Here is a 23,497-nt window from a genome sequence, read left to right as displayed (position 1 = left end):
GTCATTTCTCGAGTTCGTCGGGCAGCTGCAAGTGCTCGCTGATCGCGGCGAGAAACAGCGCGCCGCGGTGGCCGTCACTGGCGCGATGATCGGCGGATAGTGTTGCGTTCACCGTGGTCATGACTCGGATGCCACCGTCGACGACCCGGACCCTCTGTGCCGGCCGCCCGAACCCCACCAACGCAACCTGCGGCGGATAGATCACCCCGAAGACAGAATCGACTCCCTGATCGCCGAGGTTGGTCATTGTGATTGTCGGATCTGACACCTCCGAGCTGCGTAGACTTCCGGCGCGTGCACGAGCCACCAGATCGGTGAGATCGCGCATCAACTCATCGATCTTCTTGTCCGCCACATCATGTATGGCGGGCGCCACCAATCCGCCGCCGCGTAGGGAGATCGCGATGCCGACGTGGGTTCCTGAACCCGCCTGGAACTCGTCGTTCTGCCAGAAGCCGCTGAATTCGCCGTACCGCCGGGCCGCCAGGCCGACGGATTTCACGAGTAGGACGGCAGGCAATACGCGTTCTGTGATCGGCCGCCGACTGTTGTAGTCGGCAAGCCACGTCAGCGCGGTGTCCATCGGAATTTCTTCTGACAAATAATAGTGGGGGATCTCGTGCTTGGATCGGCTCATCGCGGCGGCGATCGATCTGCGCATCTGCGCTGTTCGATCGGTGGTGGCGGTGTGCGGGGGAGCCGTCGTAGCCGCTGCTGCCGCATGCTCGACGTCGGCAATGGTGACGGCTCCCTGCGGTCCGGTCCCGCTGACGGCACCGAGGTCGATGCCCAGCGATGCTGCAACGCGCCGAGCGGCCGGCGAAACCCACCGGCGCCGTGCCGACTGCGGGGTGGCAGTGATTTCGGCGGGCGCCCCAGACAGTTCGGTCGGGGCGGACTCGCCCGCAGCCAGCAGTGTGGCCAATGGCCTACCGGCATGGATGGTTTCGCCGACGGGAACCAGTAGTTCGTGCACCGTCCCGCTCTGCCAGCACTCCACCTCCACGGCTGCCTTGGTGGTTTCCACCACCGCCACGACTTGGCCTCGGGCAACGACATCACCGGGCTTGACGAGCCACTCGGTAAGCGTTCCTTCGTCCATATCCGACCCGAGCGCGGGCATCTTGAACTCGATCATCATGGCTTCCCGAGAGTGCGCTTCACCGCGTCGACAATCGCATCAACCTGGGGGAGGGCAGCCTCCTCAAGGTGCCTGGCATAGGGAATCGGAACCTCTGCGCTGCATACCCTGGCGATGGGCGCATCCAGGTCGTAGAACGCGTTCTCTACCAGCCGGGCGCTTATCTCCGCGGCCAGGCTGCCTGTGCGCCAGGCTTCGTCGACGATGACAGCCCGATGCGTCTTGCGCACGGACTCGGTGATGGTCGCGTCATCCAACGGGCGCAGCACGCGAAGATCGATTACCTCGCAAGCGATTCCGTCAACAGCAAGTCTATTCGCCGCGTCGATGGCTTTCGGCACGCACCCGCCGTATGCGATCACGGTGATGTCGGATCCCGGTCGCCGTACCGCGGCTCGGGAGATGTCGGTCGCAGCGAGAGCATCGACGTCCGTCGTCGCGTTGTACAGCTGCACGTGTTCGAAGATCACCACCGGATCGGGGTCTGCGAGAGCCGTCCGCAGCATCCCGTAGGCGTCCTCGACGGTGGCCGGGGCAAGCACCTTGATGCCGGGGATGTGGGCATACCAGCATTCCAGACTGTGGGAATGCTGCGCGGCGAGTTGTCTACCCGCTCCGGTCGCCATCCTCACCACGAGCGGTACGGAGAACTGTCCGCCGGACATGTGCCTCAGTGCAGCGGCGGTATTGACGATCTGGTCGAGCGCCAACAGACTGAAGTTCACGGTCATGACTTCGACGATCGGGCGTAATCCGCCCAACGCCGCGCCGATGCCTACCCCGACGAAACCCAGCTCGGACAACGGGGTATCGCGGATCCGGTCGGGGCCAAACTCATCGAGTAGCCCTTTGGACACCGCGTACGTTCCGCCGTATCGGCCGATGTCTTCGCCCATCAGGACGACCCGGGAGTCGTTCTGCAGTGCATCGCGGAGTGCGTCGTGCGCGGCGGTTCGATAGCTGATCTTCATGCGACACCCTCCGATGTGAGAACGTCACGTCCCAACTGCTCGACAGGCTCGAAGGTCCCGGCCTCGGCGAACGCGACAGCTTCGGCCACCTCGCGGTCGGCGGCGGCCTCGATACCAATTGCGTCGTCGGAGGTGAGCACCCCGTCACGGAGGCACTGCGTGCGGAACAGCTCGATCGGATCCCGTTCGCGCCACTGGGCAACCTCGGTCTTGTCGCGATAGAGCTCCGGATCGAACATCGAATGGGCGCGGAAGCGGTAGGTACGGAACTCGAGGAAGAACGGTCCGCTCTTTGTCCGGATGTGCGCGGCAGCCTGTTCGGTTGCGTGCAGGCAAGCCAACACGTCCATCCCGTCAACGGCGAGCGTGGGTACCCGGTAGGACGCTGCTTTGGCTGTCAGGTCGGTCTGGGACTGTGCCCGGTCCAGTCTGGTGCCCATCGCGTAGAGGTTGTTCTCACAGCAGAACAACACGGGAAGCTGCCACAGGGCAGCCATGTTCAGTGACTCGTGGAATGCCCCCTCGGCAACGGCTCCATCGCCGAAATAACAGACGGTGACGCGGTTGCGACCGAGAGTCTTGTCAGCGAGGGCCAGTCCCACGGCGATCGGCAGACCGCCCGCCACGATGGCGTTACCACCGTAGAAACGGGTGGCGGCGTCGAACAGATGCATCGATCCGCCTCTGCCGCCAGAACATCCTTCCTGCTTACCGAACATCTCGGCCATGATCGAGTTCATCGCGACACCCCACAGCAATGCATGTGCGTGTTCGCGGTACGTTGCGACGACGGCATCCCCTGTGGTCAGTGCCCGCAGCGATCCGGCAGCGACCGCCTCCTCGCCGACGTATAGGTGCAGGAACCCGCGAATCTTGGCTTCCCCGTACAGTTCCGCGCACTTCTCTTCCATCCGGCGTACGCGGATCATGTCCGACAACAGCGTGCGGGCGAGTTCTTCTCCGCTCATGGGGCCGACTCCTGTAGGTCGGCACCGGTTTCTACGGTCGACACGTCGCCCTGCGGTAAGCCAAGCTCTCGGGCCTTGAGCAGGCGGCGCATGACCTTGCCGCTCCGGGTGTGGGGCAACGTGTCGACGAACTGGATTTCCTTCGGCGCCACTGCGGCACCAAGCCGCTTGCGTGCGTGGCCGAGGATCTCCAGCTCCAGGTCATCGGTTGCGGCGAACCCGTCTTTGAGGGTCACAAACGCCTTGACCACTTCGCCCACGGTCGGATCGGGCTTGCCGATCACTCCGGCTTCGGCGACCGCGGGATGTTCCGTCAGCGCGTTCTCCACCTCGAATGGCCCGATCAGATGGCCGGCCGATTTGATGACGTCGTCGGTGCGTGCGACGAACCAGAAGTAGCCGTCGGAATCCCGCTTGACGAGATCGCCCGTCAGATAAAGGTCATCGCGGAAGCACTTCCGATAGCGGTCGTCTTCGTGCAAGTACCCGCGGAACATCGATGGCCACCCTGGTTTGAGGGCCAGCTCACCTTCTACATCGGGCTTGTCGATGACGGTCACGTGGCCGTCTGTCTCGGTGTGCACCACGTATGCGGCCACGCCGGGCAACGGCCGTCCCATCGAGCCCGGCTTGATGTCGAACGCCGGTGTGTTGGCGATCATGATGCCGCCGGTCTCGGTCTGCCACCAGTTGTCATGTACCGGGAGTCCGAGTACGCGCTCGCCCCACAACACTGCCTCGGGGTTGAGGGGTTCTCCGACGCTGGCGATGAATCGCAATCGCGGGTACCGGAAACTGTGTGCGACTTCAGGGCCTGCCTTTATCAGCATGCGAATCGCCGTCGGCGCGGTGTACCACACGCTGACGTCCAGCGATTGCAGGATCCGGTACCACCGTTCGGCGTCGAAGTCACCCTCGTCCACGACCGATGTGATTCCGTGCAGGAGTGGCGCGATGACGCCGTAGGACGTTCCGGTGACCCAACCCGGGTCCGCCGTGCACCAGTAGACGTCGTCGGGATGCAAATCCAGTGCGTACAGCCCGGTGGCGTAGTGCATCGCCACAGCGCCGTGAACATGGATGGCGCCTTTGGGCGTGCCCGTCGTGCCGCTGGTGAAATGCAGCAGCGCCTCGTCGTCGGCGGTCGTGGGGTGGACCGGAGCATCCGGCTCCGCTGCCGCCATCCAGTGCCAGAAGTTCAGTGTCCCTGGCAGCTCGCCGCTTTCGCCGCCGTCGTCGACCACCAGTACGTGCTCAACAGACCTAAGCCGTGCGCGGATCGGGGCGATCTTGCGTCGGTAAATGCTCTTCGTTGTGACCAGTACGACGGGCTCACCGATCGCAACCCGGGTGGCTATGGGCTCTGGCCCGAATGCCGAAAAGAGCGGCGACACGACGCTTCCGTTACGCAGCGCCCCGAGAATCGCGATATAGAGCTCGGGGATGCGGCCCATGACTGTGAATACGCGATCGCCATTTTCGACGCCCAGTGACCGAAGAACGTTGGTGAAACGGCAGGTAAGCCGGCTGAGCTCGGCGTAGGTCAGGTCGCGCGTCGCGACGGCGCCGTCCCACCCCGCGGCGGTAACAAAGCGTAACGCGGTAGCGTTCGCACTCGGCCCACCCAAGTGACGGTCCACTGCGGCATACCCGATGTTGCACAGGCCTTTACCCATGCCCTCACATAAGTTCGGCACGTCGGCCCAATCGAACGACGCGCAAGTCTCGTCGTAGTCGCTCAGGTTCGGCCGAACCGCCATCGCGGCAGGTGCTTTGTGGATGACGGTCACGACTGATCCTTCGGCAATCCCAAGAGGCCACTGCGCAGCGCACGGCCCAGGTTCGCCATCACCCGTTCGGTCAACCGGTCGAAGGCCGAGCCGTCGTCGATGATCTGATCGAGGCCCTGGTGGTGCAGATATGCACTGATTCGTCGGTCCATCGGCCAGCCGGCGTAGATCTGCTGGGTGAATTCCGACCGCAGAAAACCCCAGGCAACGGCTTCCATCTGCGATCCGGTCAACTTGGCGCACTCGGCTGTGGTCATCACGATTCCCTTCTCGGGAGCACCTACCGGACACATCGTGTCCGCACTGCCGTCGTGGCGATAGAGACCAAAGTCCCCGCGAAAGCCCCCGGTGGTACCGGGCTCCTGAGATGCCGTCCGAGTGCCCTAAGTCCTCTGCTCTGGATCCGGACGGCCCTGTCGCACGGCCGGCCCGGGAGCGAGCATCGTGGAATGTCCACCGACATGCAGGCACCGTTCCGAGATGCGGTGCGTCGCTTCAACAAACACGTACTCAATCCCGCGATGTTGCATCTGGCCGGCCGAAAACACTGGTATGCGTCGGTGATCAGACACACCGGCCGTGTCTCGGGCAGGCAGTACGCCACACCCGTGGTCGCCGAAAAAGCGGTCGACGGGTACATCATCCCGCTGCCGTACGGCACCAGGGTCGACTGGTTGCGCAATGTGCTCGCAGCGGGTCGGGCGACGATCACGTCCGGCGGTGAGACGCGCGAGGTTACCGAACCGAGCATCGTCGACCTGGCACAGGTAGCGCCACAGCTGTCACGGCGACGGCGCCGCACGTTCGAGCGACTCGGCATCGCCAAGGCCGTAAAAGTCAAGACCCCACAAAAGATTTCGAGCTAGGACACAAGAGATGAACACTGAAGAGTTCCGTCGCCTCGTCGACATTCCGGGGCCGTTCGTGTCCGCTTATCTCGACGATTCGCGGTCTGATGCAGCGAAGCGGCCGAACGTGGAATGGCGCAGTCTCAGCAGCAAACTGGAGCACATGGGAGCCGATCCTTCGGCGCTCGATCACATGGAGCACGCCATATTGCACAGCCGACCGGCGGTCGGTAGGCAGGGCCGGGCCGTTGTGGTGACGCGTGAACGGGTACTGATCAACGAACATGTGTCCCGTCCGCCGGCGGCGCCGGTGCTCCGCGTATCGGACTACCCGTTCCTGGTGCCGTTGGTGGAGTTTGGCTACGCGCACCCACCGTATGTGTTTGTCGCCGTCGACCGTTCGGGTGCCGAGATCACCGTGCACAGTGACGGTGACCTGCGCACAGAGGTCGTTGAAGGCGAAGGCTATCCGGTGCACAAGGCGGCAACTTCAGGATTCAGCGGATACGTGGACTTCCGGTCGACGACAGACGAGGCCATTCGCGTGAATGTGCGCGCGGTCGCCGAACGGATCACCGAGATCGTCGATCAAATGAGTCCAGACGTCGTGTTCGTCAGCGGGGAGGTTCGCTCCCGGAACGATGTCATTTCCGAACTGCCACCCCGTGTCGCGCAAAAGGTTTCGCAGCTGCACGCGGGATCTCGTGGACAGCGAGCCAATGAAACCGAACTCGGTGAGCTAGTCAAGGGCGTTCTGCAGCGCCTGGGATGTGTCGAGATCGCCGAGACCGTCCGGAAGTACCTCGCTGAGATGGAATCGAAGTCGGGGATGGCGGTGGAGGGTATCTCGGCTGTGTGCACCGCATTGCGCGCGCGCAATGTAGCGGCATTGATCATCGGACTGGTAGGCGACGCCACGGTGGTCACCGGAGCTGATCGCGCTGTGGTGGCTCCCGACGCGGACACGCTGTCATTGATGGGAGAGCCCGTCAGCCGTGTCGCCCGGGCCGACGAGGCGTTGCCGTTCGCCGCGATTGCCGTGGACGCGGCCCTTGTGGCAGTGGATGATTCGTTGACCCTGACCGACGGAATCGGTGCACTGCTGCGTTTCTCAGCGGGCGATGGGATGTGATTCGTCCCCGGCATTGCTTTCGGGCGCATCGTCGGCCAGCGTGAAGTAGCTTTCTTCTTCCTGAACGAAGTGCAGGCGAAGCAGCGCGTAGAGGCCGTAGAGGGACGCGAGCAGGTCGTCGATCTGGTCAGGCTGGATTGCTCCGGCCGCTTCGGCAAGGCCCGCATGTGCACCGATACGATCGGCGAGCCGCTGAATCTCGGCGTGGGTGCGGCTCATGGTGGCGGTTGCCTCACCGCCACCGAGCGGGCGTGCCAGCGCGGGGTACAAGAGGGTTTCCTCCGCCTGTTCGTGGGGCAGAATCCGATCGACGAGCAGACGGTGCGCAGTGAGCAGCGATTGGAGCGCCGTGCTGTCGGGGGCGGCGGCCAGCAAGTCGGCGCTGTCCCGCAGGACCCCGAGCGTGTCCCGCAACTCGTCGTGTTCGGCGGAGAAGCGGCGCAGCATCTTCTCGGTATCGGCGGGCACCTCGACGTCGGTGGTATTCGCACGCAAGGCACGCAGCGCGTTGAGAATCACAGTGACATCGATACCTTCTTGCAGTAGCGCACCAGCCGCGGGAGGTAACCAGCCCAACGCGGCAACCACCATCGCCAGCAGCGACAAGCTCATGCCCGCGACGGCGCTTTGTACGGCGATGTGCCGCGACCAGCGGGCGATATCCATGGCGTCGGCGAGCCGGTCGAGGCGGTCGGTGGTCAATACGATATCGGCGGCTTCGGACGACGCTGTGGCGCCGCGTGCCCCCATCGCCACGCCGACGGTCGCGGCTGCCAGTGCAGGCGCGTCGTTGATTCCGTCACCGACCATCACCGTCACCGCACGTTCGCGTTCGCAACGCACGGCAGCGACTTTGTCCGCCGGAGTCTGCTCGGCGTACACCTCGTCCAGTCCTAACACGGTGGCGACTTCGCGCGCTGGTTCGGCGCGATCACCGGTCAACATGACCAGGCGGTTCATGCCGGCGTCGCGCAACCGCCGCATGGTGCGAGGCGCATGGCGACGCAACGGATCCCGCAGCAGCACGGCACCGCTTGGCGTGTCGTCGAGGCATACCCACGCGACGGCTGCGCCGTCGAGGCGCGCCCGGTTGATGACGGCGCGAGCCCAGTCACCAGACACTGCGCCGACAGGTATTTTCCCGACAAAAATCCGCCGGCCCTCGATCGTGGCGGTGACCCCTCGGCCGGACTCTTCTACGACGTCCTCGGGCAGCGACAGATCAATTCCGCGGGTCACGGCCTCGGTGACTATCGCCTCAGCCAGCACGTGAGGGGAGTACTGATCCACGGACGCGGCCAACCGCAACAATTCGGTCGTGGTATGGCCTGGCGCGCCGACGACGTCAATGACCGCCGGACGTCCCATCGTCAATGTGCCGGTCTTGTCCATCACCAAAGTCGTTGCCTGTCCCAGATTCTCCAACGCGCCGCCGCCCCGCACGATCACGCCGGCCCGGGATGCCCGTGACAAGCCCGACACGATCGCCACCGGCGCCGCCAACAACAGCGGACACGGGGTCGCCACCACCAGCACCGCCACCGCCCGCACCGGCGAGCCGCTGGCCAGCCACGCAATGCCCGCGAGCAACAACGCCAGAGGCAGGAACCACGTCGCGTACCTGTCGGCCAACCGCACCAGAGGGGCACTCTCCGCGCCGGCCTGCTGTGCCAGCCGCACAATTCCGGCATAGGTGCTGTCCTCGGCTGTGGCAGTGGCACGCAATTCGAATGCGCCGCCGGCGTTGACGACACCGCTACGGACCGGGTCGCCGACACCGCGTTCCACCTGAACCGATTCGCCCGTCAGTGCCGACTCGTCAAGAACCGCAACCACGTCGGCCACTCGACCGTCGACCGGGACCACTTCGCCTGACCCCACGACCAGCAGGTCATCGACGACCACTTCGGCCAGCGGGATCGTCTCGACCGTCGTGCCGGCCCGGCGCCGGGCAAACTTTGGCGCCCGCTCCATCAACGCCCGCAGATCGTGAGATGCCCGCCGCGCTGCCGCGGAGTCGAGGGCACGTCCACCGGCTAGCATCACCGCGACCAGGGCGCCGGCCAGATACTCACCCACCAGCAGCGTGCCAACCAACGACAGCACGGCTATCACGTCCACGCCGAACTGGCCCCGACGTAGTCCCGCGACCACCCACGCCACGGCAGGTATCACCGCCAGTACAGTGCCGGCAATCCAGAAGCTGTCGGCCAGCTCTCGGGATGCCGTCAGCCATGCTATTGCGCCACCGCCCAGGGCGGCGACGGTTGTGACGACGAGCGCGGGTTCGATCAGCGGACGGATCCGACGGAGCTGCAGGGCGACCCAGGAATCGCGCCGGTTGGGATGCGAGCGCACGGCCATCGGTTCAGCGGTGCTCGTGCAACAGTGTCATGCGCCGGGGCAAATCGCCCTCGTCGGTGAGCGGGCTCATCACGATCCAGCCGCGCCGGCCTCCGCCGTACCACATCATGTTCGTCGACCTTCCCTTCGAGCAGATTCCCGCGTTCTGGGTACTGCGGTGACAATGCGTGCAACCAGGATCGACAAGGTAGGGCCGAAAGACTCCTTTCACGTCATCTCGGGATAGCGGGTCACGTCATCTCGGGATAGCGGGCCGCCTGTAGGTGAACGACGCGCCGCCGCAGGGGTCGGAAAGTGCCCGAAGGTCACGGCCGGGCAGGGCCGTAGGTCCCGGGGACCGACGGCATAACGACCGGCCGATGGCGTATCGGGCTTGGGACTCAAGGTGCTGCAGCATCATGGCTTTCGGCTCTGGGGCCCAGCCGGCGGCAGCAGTGTGATGGGTAGGCAGGAGCTGACGAGGAGTAATGATGAAAACGTTGGATAGCCTGGTGTGGCACCACCACAAATCAGCACCCGTCGTCTGTTATCTGCTGACCGATCGACTGCACGAAGGTCGCAAAGTCCAGGTGCGTGCCGACCAACTTCCTCGTACCGTTGCGGCGTGGCTCGCTGAACTCGGAGCGCACAGCCCCCTTGTCGACGAACTCGCGAGAGCGGTGTGCGCGGGCGACTGGCCGGCAGTGCACGCGGTTGCCGACCGGCTGTCCGTCGACGTCGCAGTCGCGGCGTGATCGCGCGGTGCGCTCTCCGATGTGCGAATACCTCAGTGGCGCTGATGCATTCATGTGGTCACTCGGCGATGATCCGGTGTTGCGCTCGACGATCGTCACGCTCATCGTGTTGGAGCGGCCTCCTGATTGGCAACTGGTTGCCGATCGTTTCGATCAGATCAGCCGGTGCGTGCCCCGCTTCCGGCAACGGGTCGTTCGCTCGATTCCGCCCCTGCCTCCGCGCTGGGAGCATGATCCTGACTTCGATCTCGAATTCCACCTGCACAGATTGACCCGGCCGGGACTCCGTCAGAGCGACCTCCTCGCTCTCGCCGGCACGGCGCTCATGACCGGCTATGACCATCGCCGGCCTCTTTGGCAGGCAACGTTTGTGGACGGACTGTCCGACGGAAGCGGCGCGCTGCTGTGCAAGTTCGATCATGCGCTGACCGACGGTGTCGGTGCGGTACAGATCGCGTCGATCCTGTTTGACAACCTGGGAAAGCCGCCCGAAGGCGGTCAGGTGCCGTCGCGTTCACTCGGCCTCGCGTCGCGTGCGCTAACGGCCCTGCGGCACCCTGTCGACGCCGCGTTGGCGACAATACCGACTGCGCTGTCGATCTTTCGGGCCGCGCGTCCGATCGCCGGCCCTCGATCGCCCATCATGCGTAACCGCACCGCAACTCGCCATCTCGACATCCTGGAGGTGAGCAAGTCGGCCTTGCAGTTCGCCGGGCGAGCAGCCGGGGGTTCGCTGAACGACGCCTTCATCGCGGCGGTGGCCGGCGGGCTTCGTCGCTATCACGAGTGCCACGGTGTCGCACTCGATGACCTGGTGATGGCCATGCCGATCAGTATCCGACGCCACGACGACGCCGCCGGCGGCAACCGGGCGACCCTCATGCGCGTGGCGGTGCCCGTCGGTGTGACGGATCCTGCGCGCAGGATTTGCGCGATCCACGAACGTACCGGCAAGGCAAGAGCCGAGCGGTCCCTCGCCTACACGCAGCTCATCGCTTCAGGCCTCAACGCCATGCCGCGCAGCTATGTCGGTGCCGAGCTGCGTCGGGTCGACTTCGTCGCCAGCGACGTCCCTGGCTTCGCAGTCGCGCTGCGGCTGGGCGGCGCCCCCGTGCGGATGCAGTACGCATTCTCTCCGACGCTGGGCGCGAGCGTGAACACCACCATGCTCACGTATGTCGACACGTGTGCGATCGGAATCAACGCGGATACCGGTGCGATTCCCGACCCCAATGTGTTGCATGACTGTCTCGCTGCAGGATTCGACGAGACGGTATCGATCGTGCCGTGATCCTCTGACCTGCGGACACTGATACCGAGGACCTTCGACCCTTCTGCACATGTGGCGGTGCTCCTAGCCTCTGGATATGGGAAAGCAACGCCCTTGCCTCGCAGGATTGATGGCCGTAGCCGGCGTACTGGTGACGTATCGAGGCGCGTTTCGCCCCTGGATGTACACCTGGGGCGCAGGCAAATCCGAAGTGGCCGCGGAGCTTCCCGGTGACGAACTGGCCGAGGCCGACGCGCCGAGGACGACGCGGGCGGTGACGATCGACGCCCCGGTTCGGGCGATATGGCCCTGGTTGGTCCAGATCGGTGAAGACCGCGGCGGCTTCTACAGTTACGCGCTGTTGGAGCAGGCTGTGGGAGCGCGCATTCACAACGCGCACGCGATCCATCCCGAGTGGCAGGACCTTCATGTCGGCGACACCATCTGGCTGGCGCGGCGCTACGGCGACAATGCTCGTCAGGTGGTGGCGCTGCTGGAGCCGGAATCTGACCTGGTACTGATGTCACCGGCTGATTTCGCACGGGTCCAGCAGGGGGAGAAGGCTTCTGGTGTGTGGAGTTTCCATCTGCGGCGCAGCAATGGTTGGACTCGACTGATCGTGCGCGGTAGCGGTGGCTTTGTCGGACGTCCCTGGTTCGACATCGTGCACTTCATCATGGAGCGCGCGATGATGCGCGGTCTGCGTGCGCGGGCTGAACGCACGGCGCGCGCAGAGTATGAGCACTACGGCGAGGTGGACCCGGCACAGTCACCCGGCATGGCCACCGTCACGCCGATTCCGTAGAACGAAGCTCGGCCTCCACGGCGTCGACCACGGAGGACACCGCGTCCGCGACGACGGGTGTCAGCGCGTTTCCGTGACCGACGTCCATGACGTCAACGGTGAAGACCACCAACCGGCGCGGCAACCGCGCGAGTGCCTCGCCGAGCGAGTACGCCTGTGCCAAACCCAACATGTGCGAGCTCACGACCGGAGGCCCGCCGCCGTCTGCGGGGGTCCAGCGGCGGATCCTGCCGGGTGTTCCATCGCGGCTGAGTGCAGCGTCCACGACGATTGCGAACTCGACACCGGTCCAGGCGTCGAGGATCGAGCCCGGGTCTCCGATATCGGTCATCACCTGTATCCCCGGAATGTGCCGTCGGGCGATCGCGGCCGCCACTGCGGGCCCGATACCGTCGTCACACCGAAAAGGGTTCCCGATCCCGATGACCAGAACACTCATGTGCGGTCCACGGTCAGTGTCAGAAAGTGTGCCGAACACGAGATACACGGATCGTGGTTGCGAATCGACTTCTCGCACAACGAGGTCAAGGAGGCATCGTCGATGGTCAGGTTGGCCGCGACCAGCTCGGCCATCTCGTGTTCGATGGCTGCCTGGTTCTGCGCGGTGGGCGGCACGATCGTCGCGGCCCGGATCAGGCCGTCGTCGCCGATGTCGTAACGGTGATAGAGCAATCCCCGCGGTGCCTCACTGGCCCCGTGTCCAACAGCAGCATGGGCCGCCACATCGACGAAGGGCCGCGCTGGGCGCCGGTACTCGGCGATGATGTTCAGGGCCTCGTCGATGGCGTAGACGACCTCGACCAGTCGGACAGCGATGCTGCGGAACGGATTTCGGCACTGTGCCGCCAACCCGGCGGCGGCTGCTGCCTCTCGGGCGACCGGTGACAGCGTGGCATGGTTGAGTGAGTAACGGGCCAACGGGCCGGTCAGGTACCGCGCGCCGTCGAGGGTGGCATGTAATGCCGTCGAACGTCGGACCTGGGTCTCGATCACGTGGTCGGTGAACGAGGCGAGGGGGAATGCCGGCCCCTCGCTGCGAGCGATCGCGCCGTCCTCGATCGGATAACGTCCAGGCTGGGTCAGCGCCAAGAACTCGTGATCGAATTCGACCTCCGGATAGTCGAATTCAGCCACCTCGTGCAGGGTCGTCAGGGCATCGTCGAGTGCGTGGCGTAATTGCTCGGCGACGGGTTTGAGGTCGCCAGGCTCGGGGACGGAGTAGAACCCGCCGAGCCGGACGTTGATCGGATGGATGGCCCGCCCACCTATGTGCTCCATCAACCGATTGCCGGCCTTCTTCAGGGCCAGGCCGCGTTCGATCAAGTCGGGCCGGTCCTTGGCCAGGCTGATACCGTCCGGATAGCCCAGGAAGTCCGGCAGGTGCAGCAGGAAGATGTGCAGCGCGTGGCTGTGGATCCATTCGCCGCAGTAGAGCAGGCGGCGCAGCTGCACCAGCTCAGGATCGACAACCACCCCGCACGCGTCTTCGATGGCGTTGCATGCGCTCACCTGATAGGCGACCGGACAGATACCGCATACGCGTGCGGTGATGTCGGGAGGTTCGGTGTAGGCGCGACCCCGCAGGAACGCCTCGAAGAATCGCGGCGGCTCATAGATGTTCAGCTCGACGCTCTCCACCGCACGGTCCTTGAGGGTGACATGCAGGGCGCCCTCGCCCTCGACCCGGGTCAGCGCACCGACCGACAGGGTCCTGATCTCGGGCTTCACCGGTCATTCCGCTCGGTAGAGAAGTGCGCGACGTTGAACGTCGAAAACACCCTCTCGACGTCGTCGTTCGACAATCCGTCGCGACGCAACACGGGAACCAGGGCTGAGGTGTTGGGTGTGGCAGCCGGTCCGAAACAGCCATAGCAGCCGCGATGGTATGTGGGACACAAGGCTCCACAGCCGGCATGGGTGACCGGTCCGAGACACGGGATGCCCTCGGCGACAACGACACACGTGACTCCGCGCAGTTTGCATTCGGTGCACACGGTTTTGGCGGGTAGGCGGGGTTTGCGCCCGATCAGCAGCGCGGCCAGCGTGTCGAGCAACTGGCCGCGGTCGATCGGGCAGCCTTGCAGCTGGTAGTCGACCGTGACGTGCTCGGCCGGCGCAGTGGATGTGGCCAGGGTGTCGATGTAGTCGGGGTGGGCGTAGACCACCGACGTGAACTCGGCGACGTCGCCGAAATTGCGCAGGGCCTGGATCCCGCCGGCCGTGGCACAGGCACCGATCGTCACCAAGGTTGCCGACTGCTCGCGGATCTCTCTGATCCGTCGCTCGTCGGCGGGGGTAGTGATGGACCCCTCGACCAGCGACACGTCGTACGGTCCGCTCATCACCGCACTGGAAGCCTCCAGGAAGGTGGTGATCTGGACCTGCCCGGCGAGGGTGAGCAGTTCGTCCTCACAGTCGAGCAGGGTGAGCTGGCAGCCGTCGCACGAGGCGAACTTCCATACGGCCAACGTGGGTGTGCCCATCTACAGCTCCTTCACCGAGAGCAGGGGTTCTGCGATGTCGTAGCCGACGACGGGGCCGTCCCGGCACAGCAGCAGCGGGCCCAGCTGGCAGTGCCCACACCAGCCGATGCCGCACTGCATATTGCGTTCCAGGGACACGCGGATATCCGTGGCCTCCAAGCCTTTTCGGATGAGCTCGATAGCCGCCCCGCGCATCATGGGTTCCGGCCCGCACAGCAGGGCGGTGGTCTGCTCGGGCCGCAGCGGCAGCCGCCGCAGCGGTTCGGTGACCAGGCCGACCTCACCCGGCCACCCCTGTACCGGAACGTCGACGGTCAGATGCACGTCAAGGGTTTCGTCGTGCGTCCACTGCTGTATCTCAGTGGCGAACAGGAAGTCGTCGCGGGAGCGTGCGCCCGCGATCACGGTCACCTTCCCGTAGGCGGTACGGTCGGCGAGCACTCCGTGCACAACCGGACGCAGCGGCGCGAGCCCCACGCCACCGGCGACGATCACCAGGTCACGGCCGACGGCCTCGGTCAGACCCCAGCTGGTGCCGAATGGGCCGCGCATGCCGATGACCGTCCCCGGGCCGGAGCCCCGCAGTGCTCGGCTGACGGCGCCGACCGAGCGGACGGTGTGGGAGATGGTGGGATCTGACGCGGTGGGGACAGCACTCACGGAGATGGCGATTTCGCCGATCCCGAACGCGTACATCATCATGAACTCGCCGGGCTGCGGTGCGCTCAGGGCGTTGCGGACCGGTTGCAGCTGCAGCGTCGACGAGTCGCGGTTTTCGTTGACGACGCGGTGCACCCGGTAGGGCACGGGAGCCATGGCCGATGTCGATGCGTCAATCATCGCGCTGCTCATCGAGACCGGCGAGGACGTTCATCTCCTCGGTGATGTCAATTCCGGTGGGGCACCAGGCGATACAGCGCCCGCAGCCCACGCATCCGGTGCTGCCGAACTGATCGTGCCAGGTTCCGAGCTTGTGGGTGATCCAGTGCCGGTATCGCGACGGTGTGGACTGCCGGACGTTGCCCTCGTGGATGAACGTGAAGTCGGGCTCGAAGCACGAGGACCAGTGCGTCCACCGTTCGGCGTGTTCGCCGGTCAGGTCGGTGACGTCCTCGACGCTTGTACAAAAACACGTCGGACATACCATCGTGCAGTTGCCGCACGTCAGACACCGGCTCGCGACCTCGTCCCAGCGTGGTGACTCGCGGGAGCGGATCAGCAGTTCCCGCAGGTCGCCACCGGGCATGTGCCGACCCATATGGTGTTCTGCCTGGGCGACTTGGTGTCTGGCTGAATCGATTTCCGACTGTTGGGCAGCGCGGTGATCCAGCGCGGCCAGCACCTCGGCGCCCTCGTCGGTGCCGATGTCGACGACGTAAAGCAGTGTGCCTCCGTCGGACAACTCGGTGAGCGCCAGGTCATAGCCCGGCCCCACCTGCGGCCCGGTGCCCATCGATACGCAGAAACACAACGCCCCGGGTTCCGTGCAATTGACCGCCACCACGAAGCTACGCCGGTGCCGCCCAACGAAACCCTGATCGGGGTGGGTGTTCTCGCCGAGCACATCGTTCAGCTTCGCGATCGCCGCCAGATCGCACGCCCGCACACCGACAAACGCGTACGGCGTTGGTTGTTCGGGCGGCGACTCGTCCGATGACCACAGCCGCTGCCGTGGCGGGTGGAGGAACTGTTTCCACGATTGCGGACCGGCGGAATGGCCGAACAGCGCGTCGTCGTCGCGTCGGCGCAGCCGATAGTGCCCAGGCCCCACATCGACACCCCAGCCGCTGGGCAGATCGTCGGCCGACGACAGTTCGGCAAGCACGATCGCGTCGTCCGACCGAGTGGGCCCGACCACCCGATAGCCGCGATCGACCAGCGCGCAAATCAGCTGATGTATCCCCGCGGAGTCGATCACCGCACTGCTCATGGACTCCGATCGTCCTCCGCGATGCGGCAACATGCACCGTCCATCTGCCCTCTGGATGGGGGTCAAAGGTCCTCGCGGCCGGGGGAGCGCCGCGATGGGGTCTTTGTGCCCTATAGGCCGCCCGACGAGCGGTCGAGACTATGGCCATGGACATGGATCGGCCCAGAGCTGGTTGCGGTCGCGGGACAGGGCTGCAATCGCGATGACACCAGCGGTCACCGAAGAACCAGCGCTTGATGTGCTCACCGCGAGACAGGCGGCAGCGGCGTCCGTCGCCGAGGTGCTGGCAGCCCTGAACAGTTCGACAGCGGGACTGTCGAGCGCCGAGGCGTCGACGCGACTGGCGCGGCTGGGCCCCAATGCAGTACGCACCCATCAGGTCAAAGCGCTTGCGGTACTGGGACGTCAGTTGCGCAATGCGGTGCTGATCCTGCTTGCCGCGACCGCGATCGTGTCGTACTTCCTCGGCGACAGCATGCAAGCCACCATCATCGGCATCATCCTCACTGCGAGCATCGGCCTGGGGTTCTTCAACGAGTACCGCGCCGAGCAGGCTGCCGCGGCCCTGCACTCGCGTATGCGGCACAGTGCAGTGGTGCGGCGCGACGATCAGTTCGTCTCCGTCGACGTCGCCACGCTGGTGCCGGGTGACGTCATCCGCTTGACGCTGGGGGAGGCTGTGCCTGCCGATGTGCGGCTGATCGAGACCGCCGGACTGGAGTGCAACGAGAGCATCCTGACCGGTGAGTCGATGGGGTCGGAGAAATCTCCGAATCCCGTCGCCGACGCTGATCTCGCCGACTGCGCGGATCTGGCCTTCATGGGCACCATCGTCAATGCCGGGGAGGGGCTCGGCGTCGTCTACGCCACCGGGAAGAACGCTGAATTCGGCCGTATCGCAGCAGGGTTGGGAGAGCGACAGCCCGAGACCGATTTTCAGGTCGGGTTGCGCCGCTTCTCGTATCTGCTGCTGCAGGTGGCGATTGCGCTGACGCTGCTGATCCTGGTCAGCAATCTGCTGCTGCGCAAACCGGTCATCGATTCGGTGCTGTTCTCGCTGGCGATCGCCGTGGGCATCACCCCGCAACTGTTGCCCGCCGTGGTCAGTGCCAGCCTGGCCACGGGATCGCGGCAACTGGCCAAAGCAAAAGTGTTGGTCAAGCGCCTGGTGTGCATCGAAGATCTCGGCGACATCGACATCTTGATCACCGATAAGACGGGGACCTTGACCGAAGGGCGAATCAGCCTCGTCGACACCGTCAACCCCGCAGGTACCCATAGTGATTCGGTCCTTCGCTTGGGTCTCTTCGCGTCCGACGTGGACCTGCAGGCCGGCGGCGTCAGCGCCAACCCGCTCGATGCCGCCCTGTGCGACGCGCCGAACGCACTGGCCGCCGTCGCTGCGGCGCGCCGTGTCGCGTTGCTGCCGTTCGATCACCTGCGGCGCTCGACGTCAGCCCTGATCGATGACAACGGTAAACGAATCCTTGTCGTGAAGGGCGCTCCCGAGCAGATACTGGCGCGGTGCTCGATGACCGACCCAGCCGCGCAGGGAACACTGGACGATTTGTTCGCCGCAGGCCGGCGGGTGGTGGCGGTGGCAGTCAAGCCTGCACCCAACCTGTCTGCCATCACAGCCGCCGACGAAGCCGAGTTGATGCTGGCAGGCTTCCTGGTGTTCGCCGACGAGCCGAAGGCTGCGGCCCGGCACTCGCTGACAGAACTGGCCGCTCTGGGGATCGAGCTCAAGATCGCGACGGGTGACAACGCCCAGGTGGCCGAAAAGGTGTGTGGCGAACTGGGACTGGCGTCGAAGGGAACGATCACCGGTAGCCAGCTCGACGGGCTCGACGATGACAGCTTCGCCCGGGCCGCCGCTGACCACACCATCTTTGCGCGCATCTCGCCAGAACAGAAGGCGCGGTTGGTCACTGCGGCGCGGCATACGGGCCGTTCGATCGGATTCCTCGGTGACGGGGTCAACGACGCCCTGGCATTGCATGCCGCCGACGTCGGCATCTCCGTGGACACTGCCACCGACGTCGCCAAGGATGCGGCTGATGTCGTGCTGCTCGAAAAAGACCTCGGTGTGCTGGCCACCGGCGTCGCCGAGGGTCGCAGGATCTTCGCCAACACTATCAAGTACGTCCTCATGGGGACGTCGAGCAACTTCGGCAACATGTTCTCCGCTGCGGCGGCATCGGCGTTGCTGCCGTTTCTGCCGATGCTGCCGAGTCAGATCCTGCTCAACAACTTGCTCTACGACAGTTCGCAGTTGGCGATTCCGACCGATCGGGTCGACACCGAACAGCTGCACGCACCGTCGCATTGGAACGTCGCCTTCATCCGGCGGTTCATGCTCATCTTCGGACCGATCAGCTCGCTGTTCGACTTCATGACCTTCGGGCTCATGCTCGGCGTTCTGCACGCCGGAGCCGTCGAATTCCGCACGGGCTGGTTCGTGGAATCGCTTGCCACGCAAACACTGATCATCTTCGCCATCCGCACCCGTAAGGTGCCCTTCTTCCGGAGTCGGCCTAGCGGATTGCTGACCGGCACGAGCCTTGCCGTCGTAGCGATCGGCGTGGTGCTGACGGTGTCACCGATCTCGGCGACGCTCGGGTTCACCCCGTTGCCGTGGCAGTTCTTCGGCGCGCTCGGCGCATTCGTCGTCACCTACCTCGTCCTCGTCGAGTTGGCGAAGAAGGTGTTCTACTCCGAGCCCATGCGTGTGTTCGGTCAGCCCCATCGGACCCGCGGCTACCAACACCGTGTCCACCGCCGCGCGGCCCGGTTCTCCCACGCGTGAGCCGCTATCGGCTCGCGACGCGCACGCCCAGCTCGATCAAGAGTTGGCGGACGCGTTGGTCGATCTGGTCACGGATCGGCCGCACAGCATCGATGCCTTGACCGGCCGGATCGGGGAGTTCCCAGTTCTCGTAACGCTTTCCGGGAAGGATCGGACATGTGTCACCGCATCCCATGGTGATGACGACGTCGGCCGTGCGAACCATGTCATCAGTCCACGGTTTCGGGTATTCGCCGGTGATGTCGATGCCGACTTCGGCCATCACGGCGACGGCTGCGGGGTTGATCTCGTCACCGGGCTCGGAGCCTCCCGACCACGCGACCGCGCTGTTGCCGGCGTAGTGGGTGAAATATCCGAGTGCCATCTGAGAGCGTCCGGCGTTGTGGGTGCAGAGGAACAGTACGGCCGGTGCGGCTGCGTCAGTCATGGGTTTCTCCGTTCGCAGAGTTGAACCGCCACAACGCCAGTGAGACGTACACCAGGGCGACCAGCACCGGGACCTCGATCAGCGGTCCGACGACCCCGGCGAGGGCTTGGCCCGAGGTGGCGCCGTAGGTCGCGATCGCAACGGCGATGGCGAGTTCGAAGTTGTTGCCGGCAGCCGTGAACGCCAGGGTGGTGGTGCGTTCGTAGCCCAGGCCCAGTGCGGTGCCGAGTAGATTGCCCCCGGACCACATGATGGCGAAATAGGCCAACAGCGGCAGGGCGATGCGGGCGACGTCCCAGGGCCGGTTGGTGATCTGATCACCTTGCAGGGCAAAGAGAATCACGATCGTGAACAGCAGGCCGTAGAGTGCCCACGGTCCGATCCGGGGGAGGAACTGCGTCTCGTACCAGTGCCGACCCCTGGTGTTTTCGCCGACGCGGCGGGACAGGTAACCGGCAAGCAGCGGAATGCCGAGGAAGATGAGCACCGATCGGGCGATCTGCCACGGTGAGGCGGTGATGTTGGTCTGCGGCAAGTGCAGCCAGCCGGGCAGCACCGACAGATAGAACCAGCCGAGTACCGCGAACATGATCACCTGGAAGATCGAGTTGAGCGCCACCAGGACCGCGGCGGCCTCGCGGTCCCCGCAGGCCAGGTCGTTCCAGATGATGACCATCGCGATGCAGCGCGCAAGCCCGACGATGATCAGCCCGGTGCGGTAGTCGGGCAGGTCGGGCAGCAGGAGCCAGGCGAGCACGAACATCAACGCAGGGCCGACGAGCCAGTTCAGCAGGAGGGAGGACAGCATGAGCTTGCGGTCACCGGTGACGCTGTCGAGCCGGTCATAGCGTACTTTTGCCAGAACCGGATACATCATGATCAACAGACCCAACGCGATGGGCAGCGAAATGCCGTCGACCTGAACCTTTTCCAGCGCATGATTCAGCCCGGGAACCCACCGGCCAAGCAGTAACCCGGCCGCCATTGCCGCACCGACCCAGACCGGCAGGAACCGATCCAGGGTGGAGAGCTTGCCGACCACCGGTGTGGCGGCCGGCACGGTGTCGGTCATGCCGGCAGGTGCGCCGACGAGGCGCCCAGGAGCACCGCCAGACTGTCCAGCGCATCGGGCACCACCGCGTAATAGACCCACGACGCGCGACGCTCGGAGGTCAGCAACCCGGCATCGCGCAGCACCCTGAGGTGATGGCTGATGGTGGGTTGCGAGACCTCCACTCCTGCCGAGATATCGCAGACACACGCCTCACCGCCGACGTGGCTGGCGATCGAGGAGAACAACTGCAAGCGCACGGGATCGGCGAGAGCCTTGAGCTTGGTCGCCATGTCCGTGGCCTGCGCGGCCGAGAGGGGTGCACGAAGCAGGGCCCCCGGTGGACAGCACGCGTCGTCAGATGACGGTGGTTTCGACATGCATCGATATTGATGCCTATCGAAGTCGTGGTCAAGTGAGCGGTGGCTAGGCCGGCGCGGCTGTGGCACCGCCGCAGCATGCGTCACCCGGGCCTGGGTCACCCTGGCCGGCATCGACCGCGTCGCGGAACTCGGGGCTGGTGCCGAAGGTGTCGGAGTCTGCCAGCACCGTGTAAACCTCCCACTTCTCACCGGCGGGGCCGGTTACCCAGACCTTGTCCTGTGTGGCGAAGCAGCACGTGGTGCCGATCTCCTCGTCGGTGAACAATCCCTCGGCGGTCAACCTGGCGATGTGAGCGTGGACCTGCTCGCTGGTGGCGACCTCGACCCCGAGGTGGTTGATGGTGCCGCCCTGGCCGGGGTTTTCCAGCAGGACCAGCTTCATCGGTGGCTCGGTCACTGCGAAGTTGGCGTAGCCCGGCTTCACTTTCGCCGGCCCGACGCCAAAGAGCTTGCTGTAGAACGTGATTGCCTCATCAAGATCATCGACGTTGAGAGCCAGCTGAACGCGGGACATGAGAACCTCCGGATCCGATGAGACCTATATCGAACTAGTGCGACGAGGGTCAGCTTGCCATCTTTGGCCAGCGGAGAGCTGGTGACGGTGCTATTTGAGTGAATCCACCGAGGGCCACGCCGGAAACCTGGAGCGCTGCAGGCGCTATGCATGGTGCTCGGCTCGGACTGCTGCCAACAGTGCCTCTCCGACCTGCCGGGGTGGAGCTGTCAATGCCTGCTGGCAGGGGTGCAGCTATCCGGTTAGCGGTGACGACACCGCGCCCTCGGTGGACCAAGGTTCTAGGCAGAACACCGGAGCACGAAGGAGGCGCGAGATGACCATCTCCCTGACCCGATCAACCACCCGGAGCGCACATGCCACGTCGCTGCTCGACGGAGAAATAGTCGAGGAGAACGACTACGGCTCGATCCGGCGCGTGACCGCCGACAACTTCCCGATCCTGCAAGGCATGTCGATCAAGCGACTGGTGATCAACCCCGGAGCGATGCGTACACCGCACTGGCACGCCAACGCCAACGAATTGACCTACTGTGTCTCGGGCACCGCGCTGGTGTCGGTGCTGGACACCGGAAACAAATTCGCGGCCTTCACGGTCAGCGCGGGCGAAATGTTCCACGCCGACTCAGGTTCACTGCATCACATCGAGAACATCGGCACCGAGCCCGCCGAATTCATCATCACCTTCCGCCATGAGCGGCCAGAGGACTTCGCGCTGGGCGCGGCGTTCGGGGCCATGACCGACGCCGTGCTGGGCAATACCTACGATCTGGACGCGTCGGACTTCGCGAAACTGCGCCGTGACACGGTGGACCGCAGACTGGCCCGCCGGACGGGCGACCCGGTGATCCCCGATACTGCCGGTTACCCCGACCCGCACAAGTTCGCCGTGGAAGCGATGACGCCACCGGTGGCCTCGGCCGTCGGCTCGGCCCGCACGGCGCGGGTGCAGTTCTGGCCGGCGCTGAAAGATCTGTCGATGTACTCGCTGCGGGTGCGCGAAGACGGCATGCGCGAACCGCACTGGCATCCCGTGACCGCTGAAATGGGTTATGTGCAAAGCGGTTCGGCCCGGATGACCGTGATGGATCCGGATGGGACGCTCGATACCTGGCTGCTGCAGCGCGGCGATGTGTACTTCGTCCCGCGGGCGTACCCGCACCACATCGAGGTCTTCGACTCACCTGCGGACGCGGGGAGCAATTCAGGCAGTGGTCTGCACTTCCTGATCTTCTTCGACCAGCCCACCCCGGCCGACATCGGCTACCGCACCTCGGCCAGTGCGTATTCACGCGCAGTGTTGGCCGCGGTGTTCGACACGCACATCGAGGATCTGCCCGAATTCCCGTTCACCGCGACCGATCCGCTCATCGTCGGACGACGCAACCCGCAGGACCGCTGAGGGCTCGCGGGCGTCCAGCTTGGCGGCTGGTGCGCTGCACCGGGTGGATTCACCCGGTGCGGCGGTGGGCGATCTGAAGCACGTTGCCGTGTGGGTCGGCAACCATGGCCCGTCTGTCGCCGTACGGTGTGTCGAGCGGTGCTTCCACGCTCGTGGCGCCTGCGGCGATCGCGCGGTGGTAGGCGCGGTCGGCGTCGTCGACGTAGATGTACAGAAACGCCGGGAACAGCTCGCGCTCGCCTGCCGCGCTGATCATGACCAACGAGTCACCGATACGCATTTCAGCCGGGCGGTCGGGGTACACCTCACCGGTGGCTCCGAACACCGTTCGCAGGAACTCCACGGCAGCAACGACATCCGCCACCACCATGCGCGGTGTCACGGTGTGGTATCCCGCGGGCGGTTGGATGTTCACGGTCACACTCCACGCGCGACGTCGGACGGCGTCGCACTCACCCCGCGCGGCCTGTGATCG

General features: G+C 65.0%; 23 protein-coding genes and 1 pseudogene. 8 read left to right on the top strand and 16 right to left on the bottom strand.

What is annotated here, in order from left to right; all coding sequences use genetic code 11:
• Position 1: 1 nt before the first annotated feature.
• The 5 genes from RMCB_RS17830 to RMCB_RS17810 are packed head-to-tail and all read right to left on the bottom strand — an operon-like array spanning position 2 to position 5,127.
• On the bottom strand, positions 2–1,138 hold the full coding sequence (locus RMCB_RS17830) for a dihydrolipoamide acetyltransferase family protein (protein WP_062829863.1): 1,137 nt from the start codon (positions 1,136–1,138) through the stop codon (positions 2–4).
• Positions 1,138–2,112, bottom strand: coding sequence for an alpha-ketoacid dehydrogenase subunit beta (locus tag RMCB_RS17825; RefSeq protein ID WP_062829852.1), 975 nt, complete (start codon positions 2,110–2,112; stop codon positions 1,138–1,140). The genes RMCB_RS17830 and RMCB_RS17825 overlap by 1 nt, the downstream gene beginning before the upstream one ends.
• Complete coding sequence (pdhA, locus tag RMCB_RS17820) at positions 2,109–3,080, bottom strand: pyruvate dehydrogenase (acetyl-transferring) E1 component subunit alpha (RefSeq protein ID WP_062829851.1); 972 nt, start codon at positions 3,078–3,080, stop codon at positions 2,109–2,111. Before pdhA ends, RMCB_RS17825 begins: the two co-directional genes overlap by 4 nt.
• Positions 3,077–4,870, bottom strand: coding sequence for an acetate--CoA ligase (acsA, locus tag RMCB_RS17815; protein ID WP_062829850.1), 1,794 nt, complete (start codon positions 4,868–4,870; stop codon positions 3,077–3,079). Before acsA ends, pdhA begins: the two co-directional genes overlap by 4 nt.
• Positions 4,867–5,127 carry a hypothetical protein gene (locus tag RMCB_RS17810; protein ID WP_063979639.1) on the bottom strand — a complete coding sequence of 87 codons (261 nt, stop codon included), beginning with the start codon at positions 5,125–5,127 and terminating at the stop codon, positions 4,867–4,869. The genes acsA and RMCB_RS17810 overlap by 4 nt, the downstream gene beginning before the upstream one ends.
• A gap of 192 nt (positions 5,128–5,319) precedes the next feature.
• Between RMCB_RS17810 and RMCB_RS17805 the strand changes: the two genes are divergently transcribed.
• Together RMCB_RS17805 and RMCB_RS17800 are read left to right on the top strand one after the other, a co-directional pair.
• On the top strand, positions 5,320–5,736 hold the full coding sequence (locus RMCB_RS17805; RefSeq protein WP_062829848.1) for a PNPOx family protein: 417 nt from the start codon (positions 5,320–5,322) through the stop codon (positions 5,734–5,736).
• A gap of 10 nt (positions 5,737–5,746) precedes the next feature.
• On the top strand, positions 5,747–6,850 hold the full coding sequence (locus RMCB_RS17800) for an Rv2629 family ribosome hibernation factor (protein ID WP_062829847.1): 1,104 nt from the start codon (positions 5,747–5,749) through the stop codon (positions 6,848–6,850).
• On the opposite strand, the gene RMCB_RS17795 is transcribed toward RMCB_RS17800, so the two are convergent.
• Positions 6,830–9,214 (bottom strand): heavy metal translocating P-type ATPase, encoded by a 2,385-nt coding sequence (locus tag RMCB_RS17795; protein ID WP_062829846.1) that lies wholly within the window; start codon positions 9,212–9,214, stop codon positions 6,830–6,832. The two genes, RMCB_RS17800 and RMCB_RS17795, sit on opposite strands and share 21 nt — an antisense overlap.
• A 29-nt stretch (positions 9,215–9,243) precedes the next feature.
• On the opposite strand from RMCB_RS17795, the gene RMCB_RS36845 reads away from it, so the two are divergent.
• The 4 genes from RMCB_RS36845 (at position 9,244) to RMCB_RS17780 (ending at position 12,023) form a co-directional block, all read left to right on the top strand.
• Positions 9,244–9,375, top strand: a complete 132-nt coding sequence (locus RMCB_RS36845) for a hypothetical protein (RefSeq protein ID WP_264028578.1) — start codon at positions 9,244–9,246, stop codon at positions 9,373–9,375.
• A gap of 309 nt (positions 9,376–9,684) precedes the next feature.
• The gene (locus RMCB_RS17790; RefSeq protein WP_062829862.1) at positions 9,685–9,948 is read left to right on the top strand and encodes an Rv2628 protein family; all 264 of its coding nucleotides are present in this window, start codon (positions 9,685–9,687) and stop codon (positions 9,946–9,948) included.
• A gap of 19 nt (positions 9,949–9,967) precedes the next feature.
• Positions 9,968–11,239, top strand: coding sequence for a wax ester/triacylglycerol synthase domain-containing protein (locus RMCB_RS17785; RefSeq protein WP_062829845.1), 1,272 nt, complete (start codon positions 9,968–9,970; stop codon positions 11,237–11,239).
• 109 nt (positions 11,240–11,348) lie between these two features.
• A complete protein-coding gene (locus RMCB_RS17780) occupies positions 11,349–12,023 on the top strand; it encodes a hypothetical protein (RefSeq protein ID WP_062829844.1) in 675 nt (224 codons plus the stop codon).
• On the opposite strand, the gene RMCB_RS17775 is transcribed toward RMCB_RS17780, so the two are convergent.
• Genes RMCB_RS17775 through RMCB_RS17755 form a run of 5 tightly spaced genes read right to left on the bottom strand, consistent with a single transcriptional unit; the run spans position 12,007 to position 16,436 of the window.
• Positions 12,007–12,462 (bottom strand): hydrogenase maturation protease, encoded by a 456-nt coding sequence (locus RMCB_RS17775; protein WP_062829843.1) that lies wholly within the window; start codon positions 12,460–12,462, stop codon positions 12,007–12,009. The two genes, RMCB_RS17780 and RMCB_RS17775, sit on opposite strands and share 17 nt — an antisense overlap.
• A complete protein-coding gene (locus RMCB_RS17770) occupies positions 12,459–13,751 on the bottom strand; it encodes a Ni/Fe hydrogenase subunit alpha (RefSeq protein ID WP_062829842.1) in 1,293 nt (430 codons plus the stop codon). Before RMCB_RS17770 ends, RMCB_RS17775 begins: the two co-directional genes overlap by 4 nt.
• Positions 13,748–14,506, bottom strand: coding sequence for an NADH-quinone oxidoreductase subunit B family protein (locus tag RMCB_RS17765; RefSeq protein WP_062829841.1), 759 nt, complete (start codon positions 14,504–14,506; stop codon positions 13,748–13,750). The genes RMCB_RS17770 and RMCB_RS17765 overlap by 4 nt, the downstream gene beginning before the upstream one ends.
• A complete protein-coding gene (locus tag RMCB_RS17760) occupies positions 14,507–15,358 on the bottom strand; it encodes an FAD/NAD(P)-binding protein (protein WP_062829840.1) in 852 nt (283 codons plus the stop codon). It abuts the gene before it with no gap.
• The gene (locus RMCB_RS17755) at positions 15,339–16,436 is read right to left on the bottom strand and encodes a 4Fe-4S dicluster domain-containing protein (protein ID WP_062829839.1); all 1,098 of its coding nucleotides are present in this window, start codon (positions 16,434–16,436) and stop codon (positions 15,339–15,341) included. Before RMCB_RS17755 ends, RMCB_RS17760 begins: the two co-directional genes overlap by 20 nt.
• 202 nt (positions 16,437–16,638) lie before the next feature.
• On the opposite strand from RMCB_RS17755, the gene mgtA reads away from it, so the two are divergent.
• On the top strand, positions 16,639–19,245 hold the full coding sequence (gene mgtA / locus RMCB_RS17750) for a magnesium-translocating P-type ATPase (protein ID WP_407662129.1): 2,607 nt from the start codon (positions 16,639–16,641) through the stop codon (positions 19,243–19,245).
• Between the two features lie 4 nt (positions 19,246–19,249).
• On the opposite strand, the pseudogene RMCB_RS17745 reads toward mgtA, so the two are convergent.
• The 4 genes and pseudogenes from RMCB_RS17745 to RMCB_RS17730 all read right to left on the bottom strand — a co-directional run.
• Positions 19,250–19,657 (bottom strand): annotated as a pseudogene (locus tag RMCB_RS17745) (arsenate reductase ArsC); the annotation flags it as partial.
• A 7-nt stretch (positions 19,658–19,664) separates the two neighbouring features.
• A complete protein-coding gene (gene arsB, locus RMCB_RS17740) occupies positions 19,665–20,744 on the bottom strand; it encodes an ACR3 family arsenite efflux transporter (RefSeq protein WP_062829836.1) in 1,080 nt (359 codons plus the stop codon).
• Entirely contained in the window at positions 20,741–21,103 is a 363-nt protein-coding gene (locus RMCB_RS17735; RefSeq protein WP_062829835.1) for an ArsR/SmtB family transcription factor, read from the bottom strand. The genes arsB and RMCB_RS17735 overlap by 4 nt, the downstream gene beginning before the upstream one ends.
• Positions 21,104–21,149: 46 nt before the next feature.
• Complete coding sequence (locus RMCB_RS17730; RefSeq protein ID WP_062829834.1) at positions 21,150–21,620, bottom strand: ArsI/CadI family heavy metal resistance metalloenzyme; 471 nt, start codon at positions 21,618–21,620, stop codon at positions 21,150–21,152.
• A 316-nt stretch (positions 21,621–21,936) separates the two neighbouring features.
• On the opposite strand from RMCB_RS17730, the gene RMCB_RS17725 reads away from it, so the two are divergent.
• On the top strand, positions 21,937–23,022 hold the full coding sequence (locus tag RMCB_RS17725) for a cupin domain-containing protein (protein WP_062829833.1): 1,086 nt from the start codon (positions 21,937–21,939) through the stop codon (positions 23,020–23,022).
• 49 nt (positions 23,023–23,071) lie between these two features.
• Here the strand turns inward: RMCB_RS17725 and RMCB_RS17720 are convergent, their stop codons facing one another.
• Positions 23,072–23,437 (bottom strand): VOC family protein, encoded by a 366-nt coding sequence (locus tag RMCB_RS17720; RefSeq protein ID WP_234792159.1) that lies wholly within the window; start codon positions 23,435–23,437, stop codon positions 23,072–23,074.
• Positions 23,438–23,497: the final 60 nt, after the last annotated feature.

It is taken from the genome of Mycolicibacterium brisbanense (assembly GCF_001570425.1).
Lineage (GTDB): Bacteria > Actinomycetota > Actinomycetes > Mycobacteriales > Mycobacteriaceae > Mycobacterium > Mycobacterium brisbanense.
Note: the sequence above shows the minus strand (reverse complement) of the source record. Positions and strands in the feature narration are given on the sequence as shown.